A 14,819-nucleotide genomic window follows, 5' to 3' on the forward strand; every position below is an offset into this window, starting at 1 on the left:
CAAATCTTATGAATTCTGTGACTGATCCCAACGCCAACGACATTGCCGCCCTGTTCCCTATTGGCACAGTATCCGAACAGACCGGCGTGAATACGGTAACATTACGCGCATGGGAACGCCGTTACGGTTTACTTAAACCGCGCCGTACCCCGAAAGGGCATCGCCTTTACAGCCGTCAAGATGTTGAGCGTGTCAAACAAGTGCTGGTATTGCTGGACCAGGGTATTCCGGTAGGGCGCGTGCGTGACGTACTCGACAGCGGTGACACCCCGCCTATCCTGTTGCGCACGGCTCAAGACGTACAAACTGACGACCCTTGGCGATACTATTGCTCGCTGTTTCAGCACTGCATCCACAAACTGGATACCCGCTCACTGGAACACACGTTTAATGAAGCGGTATCGCTGTATTCGTTGGAATTAGTCGCCAAGAAATTGATTTTGCCCCTGTATCAACAATTGTGGCAACAACAGGCAATGTTACCGTCTACCCGCGCTGATTACGCTTTCTTGCATGAATTTTTGTGTGTGAAACTCGGTTCGCGCTACCTGCATTACAACAGCAGAGCTAATGGCAGGCGAGTATTGCTGGTGAATACGCAAACTCATGCTGTGCAATTGGAAACGCTACTACTCGCTAATATTATTAGCCAACACGGGTATCAGGTCAGTTTGCTCGGCACGGAAACCACGCTGGATCATTTGCCGCTGATTATCGGACGCACTGAATTTGATGCATTACTACTACCCAACACTGGCGTATCCAGCAGTTTGCAAGCCCTAAGCATTATGACCCAAATCACCGTATTTTTAAGTGGTGAAGCAAGCGCCGAAGCGCTGTCCGACCCCACACCGTTACGCAATATTCACTGGCTACCCGCCGAGTTAAGCGATATTTGTCTAACCCTTGATAAAGTACTCGCGAAAGAACCCGCCCCTATACCTATACTCACGCCTGTTGCAGCAGTATGACTACAGCGCTGGTTTGGTTACGGCAAGACTTACGTCTGGCGGATAACCCCGCGCTTTATCAAGCCTGCCGCGCTTGTAAACACGTTATTCCGGTGTTTATTGACGACCCACTCCCCGGTTCCGTTAGTCAATTAGGTGCGGCGAGTCGGGTATGGTTACACCACAGTTTGCAAGCGCTGGATGCTGGTTTACAAACGCTGGGAAATCGTTTGATATTGCGTCAAGGTGCTGCCTTACCCGTTTTACAACAATTAATAACCAGCACCGGCGCAACCCATGTGTATTGGAATCGGGTGTATGACCCCGCCAGCCTTGCCCGCGACAAACACATTAAAGAAACCCTCAAGCAAACCTGCGAAGTGCACAGCTTTAATGCCAGCCTGCTGAATGAACCGTGGGAAGTCTTGAAAGCCGATGGCACGCCTTACAAAGTGTTCACTCCGTTTTGGAAAGCGATGCTGAAACACGGGATTCAATACTTGCCGCTACCCCTACCGGAACGTATGGTTGCGCCCGCCAACTTGCCGGATAGTTTGCCTGTGGATGCGTTGGGCTTACTGCCGACAATCCGCTGGGATACCGACATGATGACCCATTGGCAAGTTGGTGAAACGGCTGCGATGCAAAAATTGCTGGCATTCTTGCCACAGGGTGCGGATTACAAGGAAGCGCGTAACCTGCCCGCCCAAACCGGCACTGCTCGCCTTTCGCCGCATTTGCACTTCGGGGAAATCAGCCCGCGTCAGGCGGTTTACCACACCGAACACTATTTGCAGCACCACCCTGAAGCGGATGGCGGTTTACGGCATTTTATGCAGGAAATCGGCTGGCGTGAATTTGCTTACCACCTGCTATATCACTTTCCGCATACACAGGAACGGGCTTTGAATGCACGCTTCGATGCTTTCCCTTGGGCAGAAGATTACGATGCCGTGCTAAGCCGTTGGCAACAGGGGCAAACCGGCTTTCCCATTATTGATGCGGGGATGCGTGAATTGTGGCAAACCGGTTGGATGCATAATCGGGTACGCATGATTGTGGCATCATTGCTCACCAAAAACTTGCTCGTGCCTTGGCAAGTGGGGGAACAATGGTTTCGGGATACCTTGGTGGACGCTGATTTAGCCAGCAATGTGTTCGGCTGGCAATGGACTGCGGGGTGTGGGGCTGATGCTGCGCCCTATTTCCGCATTTTCAACCCGATTTTGCAAAGCCAGAAGTTTGACCCGGAAGGGGAATACATTCGCCGTTGGGTTCCAGAATTGCACGCACGGGATAATAAGCAGGTACATTTGCCGCGTGAATTGGGCGATGGGTTGCGGGATTATCCTTTGCCAATAGTGGATTTGAAAGCCAGCCGCAAACGAGCGTTGATGCTGTTTAATTGTTCAGACACAGATGAAGAACCTCACCCCAACCCCTCTCTTTGACAGGAGAGCAACTAAGAAACACTGCTCTTTCTTTCTCCCCCTCGCCTGTCAAGGAGAGGGGGGCGGGGGGTGAGGTTCTTTTAGAGGAATGTGAACAGTTACAACCTCACTCCGTGAATTACAGGCTGTATTCAGCGACTAACCGGAATTCCGCACCTGCCGCCACTTCCACCACATCATCCGCCGCGTTAGTGGTTTCCACGCACACGAAGCGGGTGTAGTCGTCGTCCTGCAAATCCGCCATGCCCGCCGCAATCTTCGCCCAGGGATTCCACACCACCGCCGTTTTATTGCCGCTGGAAGTAATGCGGATCGTGCGCTTCAACGCGCCATCGACAATCGCCAGTTCTGCCGGAATGCCGAAGTAAACGCGGTCAACTTCGCTGTTAATGCTGATTGCACCGTCTTGCTGCTTGGTTCCGCCATTGCCGTCTGCCGCTTTGTCGAGGTATTGCGTACCTTCCAGCCCGGTCACAGTCGTTTGCGCAATATCACCCACCGCAAAATAGGTGTGCATCGCTTGGGTAATGGTGAATACTGCATCGCCGGTATTGCGTGTCACCAATGCCAGTTGCAAGGTTTTGCCGACGGTAATTTCCATCGCCAAACGGAACGCATGAGGCCAAATTGCCAAAGTTTCGGGGGACGATTCCAGGCCCAACACCACAGTCGTCGAACCGTCAGCATTTTCGCGGGTTTCCCACTCGCTCCACATGCGGTTGCGCATAAAACCGTGCGCGGGGCGACCTTTGCCTTCGGGGTCTGCGCCGAACCAAGGCCAGCAAATCGGTACGCCGCCTTTGATTGCTTTGCCTTCGGCGTAATAGGCGTTGTCGCTGACAAACAGCACATCCGCCGCGCCCTTGGGAGTAAAGGACAAAACTTGCCCTGCGTAAACCGAAATGACGGCATCGGCATGGTCGTTGCTAACGTTGATCATCGGCAAGCCACCGTTGCCTGTTACACGAGTGATTGTCATGGTGCATTCCTGTTTATGGTTAAAATCGCCGCCAGATTATAGGGCAAAATGTAAGAAGGGGATGCAGGAAAACACGCGGAATCCTATAATCAGCGCTTTCCCATACCGGATAGAAGATAACACCATGCGAGTTTCACGATTTCCCCTGACCACGCTGCGCGAAACACCCGCAGATGCCGAAGTCATCAGCCACCAATTAATGTTACGTGCTGGCATGATCCGCCGCCTCGCCTCCGGTTTGTATACCTGGATGCCGTATGGCTTGCGCGTGTTGCGCAAAGTCGAAGCCATTGTGCGTGAAGAAATGAACAACGCCGGTGCGATTGAAGTGCTGATGCCATCCATCCAACCCGCTGAACTGTGGCAAGAATCCGGGCGCTGGGAAAAATACGGCGCTGAATTGCTGCGCATCCGCGACCGCCACAGCCGTGATTTCTGCTACGGCCCGACGCACGAAGAAATCATTACCGATTACGCCCGTAAGGAATTGAGCAGCTACAAACAATTGCCGATCAATTTCTACCAGATTCAAACCAAATTCCGTGACGAAGTGCGTCCGCGTTTTGGGGTGATGCGTGCGCGTGAATTCTTGATGAAGGATGCGTATTCTTTCCACCTCACCCAAGAATCGCTGCAAGAAACCTATGACGCGATGTACGCGGCGTATTCGCGCATCTTCCAGCGTTTGGGTTTGAATTTCCGCCCGGTGCAAGCGGATACCGGCTCGATTGGGGGCAACGCTTCGCACGAATTCCACGTGTTGGCAGACTCCGGTGAAGACGCGATTGCGTTCGCCAGTGGCAGCAATTACGCCGCGAATATCGAATTGGCAGAAGCGGTGTGCCTGATTGCCGAACGCGCCGCGCCCACTGAAGCGATGCGCGAAGTCGACACGCCTAACGCCAAAACCATCGAGGAATTGGTGGCGCAATTCGGTTTACCGATTGAAAAAACGGTTAAGACCTTGATCGTCGCAGCGGCGGAAGGCTCCGAGCACGCCTTCATTGCCTTGCTGGTGCGGGGCGACCATACCCTCAATGAAATCAAAGCGGAAAAAATCCCCGGCGTTGCCGTGCCGTTGCAGTTTGCCCGCGAAGATGAAATTCGTGCCCTGATCGGTGCAGGCCCCGGCTCTTTAGGCCCGGTCGGTTTGACCATTCCAGTGGTAGCTGACCGCACCGTAGCGAATATGTCCGACTTCGGCGCGGGTGCGAATGTCGATGGCAAACACTTTTTCGGCATCAACTGGGAACGCGATGTCGCGCTTCCGCAAGTCGCTGATTTGCGTAACGTGATCGAAGGCGACCCTAGCCCCGATGGTTGCGGCACGCTCTCCATCGCACGCGGTATTGAAGTGGGTCACATCTTCCAATTAGGCAAAACCTATTCGTCAAAACTCAACGCCACGGTATTGGATGAAAACGGTAAGGCACAGGTGATGACGATGGGTTGTTACGGCATCGGCGTTTCCCGCGTGGTTGCCTCGGCGATTGAGCAAAATAACGACGAATTTGGTATCCGTTGGTCTGCGGCGATTGCGCCTTTCACCGTGGTGATTGCGCCGCTGAATATGCAGAAATCGCCGGATGTGGCAGCGCAAGCGGAAGCACTTTATGCGCAATTGCAAGCAGCAGGTGTGGATGTGTTATTGGATGATCGCGTATTACGCCCCGGTGCCATGTTTGCCGACCACGAATTGCTGGGCATTCCGCACCGCCTTATTATCTCCGAGCGCGGCTTGCAAGCCGGTGAAATTGAATACAAAGCACGTAGCGGTGGCGATGCCGTGAAAGTGCCAGTGGCGGATGTTTTTACCTTTATTCAGGGAAAATTGAGCAACTAATCCCCACATCAACACCGCAAGGGAGCAGCCGCAAGGGTTGCTCCCGCCTTGCATTCGATGCAATATTTTCACAACTTTAATCCAAACTTAACCACAATGTGATAGCCATCACGGCAACCCTACCATTATTTTACGATAATTCACTCATGGCTTTCGTCGGGCAAATTTCGGGGCTAATTATGGATATTCTTACAGTGTCGTTTTTATTGCTGTTGGGTGCGGCAGCAGGGTCATGGTTGGGCTATTCACAGGGGCTTGCACAGGGCAAACAAGTCGGCAAATTGGCGGGGATAAAAGAAGGCATTAAAGAGCAACTGCGTAAAGAACTGATTGAGTCCAAGATCATTGGGGGGGCTTATGAGGTTAAGGTTCACGCGGATGCTTGCAAAGAGCTGGAAGCCGCCTTATCTGGTAAGCCGAAGAAAAAAGCTCCCGCGTCATCACTACCGGGCTGGGTGATGGTGGCGGGGGTATTATTCGCGAGTTGGCTGCTGTTGACATAGCGAATCAGCGCCAATTCAGAAATTTATTGTACTTTCACCACATCCAGTTGTTCACTATTGGTCAATAACACCCATGCGCTGAGTTTGGGTAATGCGGCGATTTCGGGCAATTGCAAATAGCCTTGCACTTGCACAATGCCTTCTTCCCGCTTGGCTTCCCAACCTTTTACACCTTCGGATTTTTTGGCGTATTTCAGTTCGATCAGATGCTGATGCGGCACAGCATACGGGCTGCGTTCCAGCAGCAGGATGTCGGGGTAACGGTGATTCATCTCGCGCTCGCTCTGGATGAAATATACCGGCGAATGGTAGAGCAGCGTCAGCAGCAAGGTTTTGATGTGCTTTTCATCCATCTTCATAAAATCGCGGTTGGAAAGCACCTGTAGTACGCGCTGCATTTCATTTAGCAGCGGCTGGATGTCGTCTTGCAACGCCAACAGTTCAATGGCTTGCGTCAAGGATTGATTGGGGATGCTGATCTGGTTGCGGCGTTCCAGTTCCACCTTGAAGTAGTGGAAATAGAGTTCGCGGATCACATCGTTGGGGATGGCAAACACCGTTTGTGTCAGGGTGCTGCCGCTAATGGTCACAAACCCCATGTAAGCCAGCAAGCTGATAAAATCGTCACGGCTGAAATTTTTGTCCAGCTCAAACTTGCGTTGCTGTTGGGCTTTTACCGTGCCAGTCGTGACCAACTCATCCAGCACTTGGTAATTGGCTTCACTGTCGCCGATGCCAAACAGTGCCATGATTTTGCGGTAATCGGAGGCGATATTCTCGTCCAGCATTTGTTCGGGGTAAGCGCATTCTTCCAAGCGGAAATTATCAAGGAAATACAGCACCATATTGGCGTTGTATACCGTTTCGGTTGCTTTGGGGTGAAAACGGTAGCCGTTGTACCAGTGTGCCATGTCATCCAACAAAACGTTGGTATCCAACTGGCAGGTTTCAACCAATGGCTGAATCAAAGCCGCGACTTCTGTTTGAGTGAAGCCCATTGCAGCGTTGAAATCCCGGTGCAGCGACAGGTTTCTGGCGATATTGAACCCGCTGGTCATGCTGTCGAGCATCAACGGGGTAACACCTGTGATGAACAAACGATCTACTGTGCCGCGCTGAGTGGCTGCCTTGATCGTTTCGTAAAAACTGCGCACGAAACCGCCCTTCCCCATCACGCTTTGAAACAGCTTCGGGTCATCCGCCAGCATCGAATTGGCGAAATGGTCGTATTCGTCGATCAACAGGAATATTTTTTGCCCACGGGTCGCACTGAAAAAGGCTTCCATTTTTTCGTAGGAAGAATAGCTTTTATCAACACTGGTGATGGCTGCGGCTGGGTAAGCGTAGCGTTCCAGCGTGCTTTTCAAAGCCACACCGACTTTATGCGTAAATGAACGCTCGACCGATTCCGCGCTATCCGTAGCAATCCCGCTGAACTCCATGAACAGCACCTGATAGCTGCTGCGCGTCGGGGTGGGATGTTGCCCGATATGGAGTTGGGAAAAAATCGCCTCGAAATCTGCTTGGTGCTTTACGTCGTAGTAATACTCCAGTGCCGAGATGAACAGGCTTTTACCGAAACGGCGCGGGCGCAACAGAAAGTGGTACTGCCCATCGGCCTCTAACGCAGCGATGTAGGCGGTTTTGTCCACATAGACAAAACCTTCGGTGATGACTTTCTTGAAATTGCTCAAGCCGTAGGGGATTTTCATGGCACGTCCTGCACGGTGGTGATAGTCGCAGATGATAGCATATTGCAGTGAGTCGGACGGCGTTGCCACCAACGAAGACCATGCACATAAAAAATAATACTATTAACATTTTTAATGTGTAATAATAGTGATTGATTGATAAATAGGAAATATGTCATGGTGAATATGCGGACAAGATACTGCATAGCACAGGTAACTTCATAGACTAATTGGCATAGCTTTCACATAGTAAACTATAATTCCCATAAGAAGGAAGCAATGGAGTCAACATACAAAAAGGATATTTCAACAGCAATTCCCGCTATCCATCGGTAATCAGAGCTTCGCAGGCTTGCGAGGGCTTTGATTTTTACGGGCACAACCATACCCTCCAAGCCCTGAAAGCCTGCCCGAATACCGCCTGACTTTTGCATAACCCAACACCCTGTTGGAAAACCCCAGCGTACCCTCAAGCCTGATTTTCATCCGCTGCGAATGCCTTTGGGTGTCAGGTCAGCATGTTCATAACCCCAAATGATGGCAGCATAGAAGGACTCCCAATCGCTAATCAGATGCTCACGGAACATCCCACGCATCTTCTCCCACAATGCGGTACGGCTCTGTAAGCGGGTGCGGGCGGCTTGGAAGTACTGGCAGCAAGCTTCCTGAATCTGGTCGATCAGGAAGGCCAACATCATCAGGGTGGCGAACACAGTGGAAAGATGTTGCTTGCCATGACCGTAATTATGTTCGAGGTTGTAACCGAGGTTTTTAAGGGTGTTAAAGGTTTCGTTCTCCACCTTCCAGCGGGAACGGCCTGCGCGTACCACATCCGCCACGTTGTCGGCGGTGAGGGGGATGTCAGTCACGCAGTCATAGATAAAGGTTGTACCGTCGGGGCGTTCCTCCCAGTAGTCGATGTAGTTGACCCGCACGTCTTGGTTGGCATGATTGAGCGGGATGTCGTTGGCATAACGGTAGCCACACCGTAACTTTTTGCTTGTCGTGCCTGCCAATTCTTGGGTGCTGCCATTGGCTAACCCGTCCAATACCGTCTTCAGTAATAGGCTGCCACTACGGGCTTTGGCGGTAATGATAAAGCTGTAACCGTTTGACTTCAGAAGACGGATGTGCGGTGCATTGCAGGAAAGGGCATCTTGCAGCAGGATCATCTCCATGCGCGGGAAGTCTTGGCGCAACTGGGGGATGAGCCGTTTAGAGGCATTGTGTTCGCAATCATTTTTCTTGCTGCCATCCTGCTTGGTGATGGCCTCTGGGAAAAAGGGTAATACGGTATTCTTGTCAGGGTGAACCAGCACTGCCGCCAGCATCTGGTGGTAATACTCCTCACGTCCGTCCTTGTGTGTCTTAATGCAACAATCCGGGCAAGAGATAGCCCCAGAGCTAAAAATACCTGTTCCATCAATACTGACTAAATACTTTCCTAGAAAACGGTAGCCTTCCAGTATGCCTTGCCGTTGCAGTTCCTGATGGATGGCGCGGAATACCGGGCGCAGACGCTGCGGTTTTACCCCGTCCAATACCGTGCGCATTTGGCTGTCACAGGGAGCATCGGGGATGCCAAACAGGGTTTTCAGGTTGTGCCGTCGTGCCTTGTCCCCGCGCTGTTTGTCAAACTGCAACAGTGAGCCGTCTTTCAACGAAAATAGGGCAAGCCCTGACATCAACACGTCAACCAAGGGATAGTCGGGTTTGGTTTTGCGGTGGTCAGTGACTTCACTGAAACAGCCGCGCACACGTTCCAGCAATCCGGGGGCTGAGAGAGTCTTGCGTAGCTTCAGGCTACCGACAAGAGGCAGGGGAGGTGGTTTTGCAGGCATTTCGTTGCACAGTGACTCGTTTTACAAGACCATGATTATACAGTCATTTTAAGATCGGCGGGAATTGCTGATATTTCAAACTTGGTAACTAGTTTGATCGCATCTTTAAATAACATTGATGATTTATCATTGGATAATGTGATAGACAAACAAATTATAGAGTCGTTTGAAAATATTAGAAGTGTTATTTTTAAAGGCATTTCAAATATCAAGCATCATCTTGAAATATTATCTGAAATAACAGAGTGGGATAAATTGAATGTTTCCTTTTTTGGAGAAACTAACGCTGGCAAAAGCACAGTCATCGAATCCTTAATAAATGGCGACGGAAGAAGTATTGGTGAAGGATACAAAGACTTCACCAAAAACGTTAACGAAATAGCATACAAAAATATCAACTTAATAGATATGCCAGGTATCGAAGGCAGAGAGCATCAAGTAATAAACAACATTCATAAAGCCGTTAATAAATCCCACATTATTTTTTATGTTATTGGAACAAACAAAGAGCCAGAAGAGAATACTATATCGAAAATACGAATTTTCCTAAAAGATAATGTCAAAGTTTACTCGATAATTAATGTACGAGGAAAACCGACGGTCTATAAATTCAAAAAAGAACTGAAAGATACAAATATAGCTATTGTGGAAAGCCGAGTAGAAAGCAAATTCTCCGAGCTATTAGGCAAAAACTATTCTGGCAATATTGTCATCAATGGTCATCTTGCATTATTGAAAAATGACAGGATTGCAAAGAGCAGGTTTGCAAATGACCAAATTAAAGCATTAGAAATATTTGCCAATAAATCAGAAATAGAAAAATTTTCTAATATCCAAGAAATATATACGCTTCTTGATGCCTTTGAAAAGGACGTAGAAAATGAAATTATTATTTCCAACACCTATAAGTTTATAAAAAACCTTAGCTCTATTCTGTCTAATATTCTGAGAGAAAAAAAGAATTTTGACTCATTCTTAAAAGAAGCAAATGGGCTAACTGAAAAATACTTAGATGAAGTTGACAAGGTTATTTGCAAATACGAATCCGAGATATTATCTAGCCTAGATGTGAATATTAACTCTATGAGAGTTGAGCTTAAAAAGACAGTTAATAAGGGGATAGATAATAATGACAGCGAGATTTCAATAAAATCCAAACTCGACAACATAAGAGAAGAACAATCAAAAAAATTAAATAAAAATATTCAAAAACTTTTATCTTCTATGAAAGAGGAAATAGAAGCCAAGATAGAAGAGTTCAAAAACAGGATGTCACTCCAAATGCAGTTTTTAAATCTTAAAGGAGACTTTGATCTCGGAAGTATCTTGGAATCACTGGAGATCAATTTTAAATATGTCTTGGGGCAAGTATTGGATGTTGGTCTGTCTATATGGGGAGTTGTTTCGGCTTTTGGTATAAATCCTATTCTTGGTGTTATTACTGGAGTGCTAGTTTTAGCAAGAAAAATATGGGATTGGTTTTTTGGTGATCCTGACAAAAGAAAACGTGAAGCAAAAAGCGAAGCTGTTAGTAAAATTGACTCAATGATAAATGATGTTAAAAATAAGATTAGGCACGATATTGAAAGAGAGCTTATTAGTGTACAAAAAAATACGAAAAAGCCTGTTCTTCAATTGCATGAAAGTATGAAAGGTTTAAAAAAAATAAGTATCGCAATCGACGATAAAGTTTTACAGATCAAAAAGTCTCAGACAGCACTAAGCTTGTTGCTAATGAAAAGAATTCTTGGAGATAGTGTTACGTTTTCATATTTAGATTTACAGCTTTCACAAGCTATTGTAATAGGTTACGAAGTCAATGAAAATGTCAAAAACTATCTTCTAAAAATTTTTAGACTCAGAAAATTAGATTTATACTCATCATACCGTGACTGGCTGAATGAAGCTGGAATATATACTGGAGATGAATTTTTTCTTGCCAACGATGAATTTAATTTTCGCGCTGCAAACGCATTATTATCGAATGACAATAATAAATTTAAATTTAAAAGAGTAAAACGTAGGAGTAATTAATGAATATAAACTTGACTCAAGGAAAAGAAGATATTATTCAAAGTTTGGAGTCTTTATCCAAGAAACTATCTCGGATCGAATATGAGTTTTCTATTGACATATCAGTCCTGATATCTAAAGTTAATAAAGCGATAGAGAATATTAAATATGATATATTTTCTATCGCTTTTTTCGGTGCTTTTTCAGATGGGAAATCAACCATATTATCTACTATTATTGACAAGCTTGATATTGATATTTCTCCTGAGCCAACTACCGACAAGGTTCAAACATATTTATTCAAAGATTATAAGATAATTGATACTCCTGGACTTTTTTCAGAAAATTTAATCCATGATGAACGGACAAAAAAATACATATCTGAGGCTAATATTATTATATACACGGTTGATCCCGTGAATCCATTAAAAGAGTCTCAGTTGCAAACTGTAAAATGGCTGTTAGCAGATTTAAAAAAAATTGAATCAACAATATTTGTCATAAACAAGATGGATGAAGTATCAGACTTAGAGGACGACGAAGATTTTCATAAAAACTCAATCATTAAAAAAAAGGTTGTGTCTGATGCTATTCACGAGGTAATAGGAGTTAATAACAATCTTAAAATAATATGTATTTCGGCAGACCCATTTGGGCAAGGCTTAAAATTTTGGAAGGAAAATCATAACTATAAAAAACTCTCAAGAATTGAAAGTCTTGAACTATTAATTTCCGAGTTTAAAACAACATATAAAAATGACCTTATTGTAAAAGCAGGCGTTAGTGTAATTCGCGATACTAGTGTGCAAACACTTTCAGAACTAAACGAGATAAAAATATCTTTAATTTCTGAAGCCGATCTATTGGGCAGTCAAATAAATGAATACAATAATCGTATTCAAGTGTTAGAAAAAGATATTAGTAGAAGCTACATAAACATAAAAGAGGAATTCATATCATTAAGAGGAGATGTATTGGTTGATATAGATGCAGTAAGTAATATGCAGGAGTTGAGTGACGTTATACAAAAGAGATTGGGCAAAGATGGATATATCCTTCAGGAAAAAATTGATTTGATAATAAAGAAGCACACTGGAAATTTGTTGACTGAAAGTAAGGAGATATTTAAATCATTAGAGGAGTCGTTAATTTATCATTCAAAATTGCAAAATGAAATTCTTGGAAAATTATCAGATACGGGTAAATCGGTGATAAAAGGAATGTTAAGTTCTCCTACTAGAAAAATTGCTGATGCTGTTATCAAAGCAAGAGATTTCCTAAAACTGCCTTTTAAATTTAAGCCTTGGGATGCTCTTAAGTTTGCTAAATTCTTAAAAGCAATGCCGATAGTTATGGAAGTCATTCAATTTGCTGGAAGTATCTGGTCAAAAATAAAAATGGATAAGAAAAGGAATGAAATAAAAAATGAACTTGAAAATGCTTTCAAAGGATTAATTCAAAATATGACGCAAGAAAGTTATACTGAAAACTACTTTCCATTTACCGCAGAAACGAAGAAAGTACTTCTTTCACTTGAAGATAGTAAAAGAGGTATTGAGCAAACTATAGCAAGTATAGATGAGATCAGTAGCCAACTAAATGTAGATAATTTGGGCTAACAAAGCGCCGCACCGGACAGTAATTCCGCTTCATTGCTGCCGATGAGCTTGGGTTGTTGATGCTCTAGAATAGCCCTATGAAAATTTGTTACGCAGTTTATTTGACAGACTCCTAGATCACAGAATTAAGCGAATCCACCGAAAATTTGACCGGAAACCCTAAACCATGACCTACCCCTATTCCCGAATCTTCCTACTCAGCCACATGCGAGCCTACAGCAGTTTGTTGGGGCATATTATCGGTTCACACCCACGCATCAATGGCTATTACGAAATGCACCAAAGCTACCTCAGCGACGCTGATTTAGCCCAGCAAATCGCCGATTACAGCCAACACGATAGCTTAAAACCCGACAGTCACTATCAATTTGATAAACTGCTGCACAACGATTATCGGCTGAATTTAAGCCTGCCAGCGTTGCAAGATGCCGTCATTTTTATTGCGTTGCGCCAACCTGAGCCAACCATTAAAAGCATCATTAAGCTATTCCGGCAAAAATCCACCGATGATTTGTATGCGCAACCCGCTGGCGCAACCGACTATTACTTGGAACGGCTGCAAATCCTTACCGATTTCGCCCAACAACACCCACAACGTTATTACTATTTTGATACCGAAAAAGTCTGTACTGACACCGACGGCTTATTAAGCCAGTTACAGCAATGGATAGGCGTAGCTGAACCGTTAGCGCGTGAATACGGCAGCTTTGCCAAAACGGGCGTAGCCGGTGCGGGGGATACTTCACCGCTCATTCACACCGGCAAAATATTACCGGATTTTCAGGAAGCGGTGGATGATGTGGAACTGGATGCGACGTTATTGCAACAGGCAGAACAGGCTTATCAAAGCAGCCGTGCTTTATTGCTGCACTACGCCAAACAGCATTGCTAATAGTCGGCTTTTACGCCTGCACCCCAAACACATACCCCAAATCAATCCCCTGTTCAGCGAACGGGGGAATAAACACCCGCTGGCAATCTTCAACCCCGATACACTCCTTGGAAAACACCACGCGGTAATGCTCTCCCGCCAACTCATAAGCAATCAGAGTTTTATTCTCTGGTGAAAGCACCCAATAATAAGGCACTTGGCACACCTGCAAGCGCATCAGGTGCATCACCAAATCCTTGCTTTCATGCCCCGGCGAGGTAATTTCACACACCCAATCAGGCAAAATATCCACCACACCCTCCGGCGGATTAGGCACACGCGCCTTACGCCATCCCGCAAGGTCATGGGTTGGGCAATGATGTTCGCTGTAACGCACGCTGATTTCCGTCACGATCCACCAGCCATCTGCACCTTTACGGCGCTTGAAGGGGGAAACTTCATCAGAAAGACCCGATTGCACCTGCGCATGAGCGAACCGCGCCATCGGGCGTTTCACAATTTCACCGCTGATCAGTTCAATGCGCCCATCGACGGATGCAGCCATTAGCAAGTCATCGACTGTCGCAAATTTGCGTGCTTCCATCCCATACCTCGGCTTACATAATCCTAATAATCGACTTTTTTACGCCCCGATTTAATATCGCTGTGCTTTTTCTTGCTGTCAAGCCGCTTGAGCCGCGAGCTAAACGTCGGGCGCGTGGCTTTGCGTTTCTTTTGCACTTTGGTTGCATCCGCGATTAATTGTTGCAAGCGTTCGAGCGCGTCCGCACGATTTTTTTCCTGACTGTTGTGGGTTTGCGCTTTAATGACCACCACACCATCGCTGGAAATGCGCTGATCAGCGTAGCTCAACAGTTTTTCTTTCCAACTATCCGGCAAGGAAGAAGCGCGGATGTCGAAACGCAGGTGAATCGCAGTCGAGACTTTATTGACGTTTTGCCCGCCAGAACCTTGAGCGCGGATGGGTTGGAAGTCGAGTTCTTCGGGCGGGATATTCATAATGACCTTCAAAACGGCGTCTAGATTACTGTTTACTT

12 protein-coding genes are annotated in these 14,819 nt (G+C 46.5%); 7 read left to right on the forward strand and 5 right to left on the reverse strand.

Annotated features, from left to right (window positions below):
- Nucleotides 1-17 precede the first annotated feature (17 nt).
- Together L2Y54_RS18050 and L2Y54_RS18055 are read left to right on the forward strand one after the other, a co-directional pair.
- Nucleotides 18-971: a MerR family transcriptional regulator gene (locus tag L2Y54_RS18050; RefSeq protein WP_236498036.1), complete on the forward strand. Its 954-nt coding sequence runs from the start codon at nt 18-20 to the stop codon at nt 969-971.
- On the forward strand, nt 968-2,401 hold the full coding sequence (locus L2Y54_RS18055; protein ID WP_236498037.1) for a cryptochrome/photolyase family protein: 1,434 nt from the start codon (nt 968-970) through the stop codon (nt 2,399-2,401). Before L2Y54_RS18050 ends, L2Y54_RS18055 begins: the two co-directional genes overlap by 4 nt.
- 118 nt (nt 2,402-2,519) lie before the next feature.
- Here the strand turns inward: L2Y54_RS18055 and L2Y54_RS18060 are convergent, their stop codons facing one another.
- Nucleotides 2,520-3,380 carry a D-hexose-6-phosphate mutarotase gene (locus L2Y54_RS18060; protein WP_236498038.1) on the reverse strand — a complete coding sequence of 287 codons (861 nt, stop codon included), beginning with the start codon at nt 3,378-3,380 and terminating at the stop codon, nt 2,520-2,522.
- 124 nt (nt 3,381-3,504) lie between these two features.
- Here L2Y54_RS18060 and L2Y54_RS18065 point away from each other — a divergent pair, with 124 nt between their 5' ends.
- Together L2Y54_RS18065 and L2Y54_RS18070 are read left to right on the forward strand one after the other, a co-directional pair.
- Nucleotides 3,505-5,223 carry a proline--tRNA ligase gene (locus tag L2Y54_RS18065; protein WP_236498039.1) on the forward strand — a complete coding sequence of 573 codons (1,719 nt, stop codon included), beginning with the start codon at nt 3,505-3,507 and terminating at the stop codon, nt 5,221-5,223.
- 179 nt (nt 5,224-5,402) lie between these two features.
- On the forward strand, nt 5,403-5,726 hold the full coding sequence (locus L2Y54_RS18070) for a hypothetical protein (RefSeq protein ID WP_236498040.1): 324 nt from the start codon (nt 5,403-5,405) through the stop codon (nt 5,724-5,726).
- 23 nt (nt 5,727-5,749) lie between these two features.
- Here the strand turns inward: L2Y54_RS18070 and L2Y54_RS18075 are convergent, their stop codons facing one another.
- On the reverse strand, nt 5,750-7,438 hold the full coding sequence (locus tag L2Y54_RS18075) for an AAA family ATPase (RefSeq protein ID WP_236498041.1): 1,689 nt from the start codon (nt 7,436-7,438) through the stop codon (nt 5,750-5,752).
- Nucleotides 7,439-7,899: 461 nt separating this feature from the next.
- Nucleotides 7,900-9,258: a transposase gene (locus L2Y54_RS18080; RefSeq protein WP_236498042.1), complete on the reverse strand. Its 1,359-nt coding sequence runs from the start codon at nt 9,256-9,258 to the stop codon at nt 7,900-7,902.
- A gap of 93 nt (nt 9,259-9,351) precedes the next feature.
- Between L2Y54_RS18080 and L2Y54_RS18085 the strand changes: the two genes are divergently transcribed.
- The 3 genes from L2Y54_RS18085 to L2Y54_RS18095 all read left to right on the forward strand — a co-directional run bounded on the left by L2Y54_RS18085 (nt 9,352) and on the right by L2Y54_RS18095 (nt 13,782).
- Complete coding sequence (locus tag L2Y54_RS18085; protein WP_236498043.1) at nt 9,352-11,292, forward strand: GTPase domain-containing protein; 1,941 nt, start codon at nt 9,352-9,354, stop codon at nt 11,290-11,292.
- Nucleotides 11,292-12,890: a LeoA/HP0731 family dynamin-like GTPase gene (locus tag L2Y54_RS18090; protein WP_236498044.1), complete on the forward strand. Its 1,599-nt coding sequence runs from the start codon at nt 11,292-11,294 to the stop codon at nt 12,888-12,890. The genes L2Y54_RS18085 and L2Y54_RS18090 overlap by 1 nt, the downstream gene beginning before the upstream one ends.
- Nucleotides 12,891-13,056: 166 nt before the next feature.
- Nucleotides 13,057-13,782, forward strand: a complete 726-nt coding sequence (locus tag L2Y54_RS18095; protein ID WP_236498045.1) for a sulfotransferase family protein — start codon at nt 13,057-13,059, stop codon at nt 13,780-13,782.
- Nucleotides 13,783-13,792: 10 nt separating this feature from the next.
- Here L2Y54_RS18095 and L2Y54_RS18100 read toward each other — a convergent pair whose 3' ends face one another.
- Both L2Y54_RS18100 and arfB read right to left on the reverse strand, forming a co-directional pair.
- Entirely contained in the window at nt 13,793-14,365 is a 573-nt protein-coding gene (locus L2Y54_RS18100) for a Uma2 family endonuclease (protein WP_236498046.1), read from the reverse strand.
- Between the two features lie 23 nt (nt 14,366-14,388).
- Complete coding sequence (gene arfB / locus L2Y54_RS18105) at nt 14,389-14,781, reverse strand: alternative ribosome rescue aminoacyl-tRNA hydrolase ArfB (protein WP_236498047.1); 393 nt, start codon at nt 14,779-14,781, stop codon at nt 14,389-14,391.
- Nucleotides 14,782-14,819 lie beyond the last annotated feature (38 nt).

The sequence above is a fragment of the Thiothrix winogradskyi genome (genome assembly GCF_021650935.1).
Taxonomy (GTDB): Bacteria; Pseudomonadota; Gammaproteobacteria; order Thiotrichales; family Thiotrichaceae; genus Thiothrix; species Thiothrix winogradskyi.

Excerpts from the sequence above, each read along its gene's own strand:
- L2Y54_RS18055 (WP_236498037.1), top strand. The coding sequence starts at position 968 with ATGACTACAGCGCTGGTTTGGTTACGGCAAGACTTACGTCTGGCGGAT.
- L2Y54_RS18060 (WP_236498038.1), bottom strand. The coding sequence starts at position 3,380 with ATGACAATCACTCGTGTAACAGGCAACGGTGGCTTGCCGATGATCAAC.
- L2Y54_RS18065 (WP_236498039.1), top strand. The coding sequence starts at position 3,505 with ATGCGAGTTTCACGATTTCCCCTGACCACGCTGCGCGAAACACCCGCA.
- L2Y54_RS18070 (WP_236498040.1), top strand. The coding sequence starts at position 5,403 with ATGGATATTCTTACAGTGTCGTTTTTATTGCTGTTGGGTGCGGCAGCA.
- L2Y54_RS18075 (WP_236498041.1), bottom strand. The coding sequence starts at position 7,438 with ATGAAAATCCCCTACGGCTTGAGCAATTTCAAGAAAGTCATCACCGAA.
- L2Y54_RS18080 (WP_236498042.1), bottom strand. The coding sequence starts at position 9,258 with ATGCCTGCAAAACCACCTCCCCTGCCTCTTGTCGGTAGCCTGAAGCTA.
- L2Y54_RS18090 (WP_236498044.1), top strand. The coding sequence starts at position 11,292 with ATGAATATAAACTTGACTCAAGGAAAAGAAGATATTATTCAAAGTTTG.
- L2Y54_RS18095 (WP_236498045.1), top strand. The coding sequence starts at position 13,057 with ATGACCTACCCCTATTCCCGAATCTTCCTACTCAGCCACATGCGAGCC.
- L2Y54_RS18100 (WP_236498046.1), bottom strand. The coding sequence starts at position 14,365 with ATGGAAGCACGCAAATTTGCGACAGTCGATGACTTGCTAATGGCTGCA.
- arfB (WP_236498047.1), bottom strand. The coding sequence starts at position 14,781 with ATGAATATCCCGCCCGAAGAACTCGACTTCCAACCCATCCGCGCTCAA.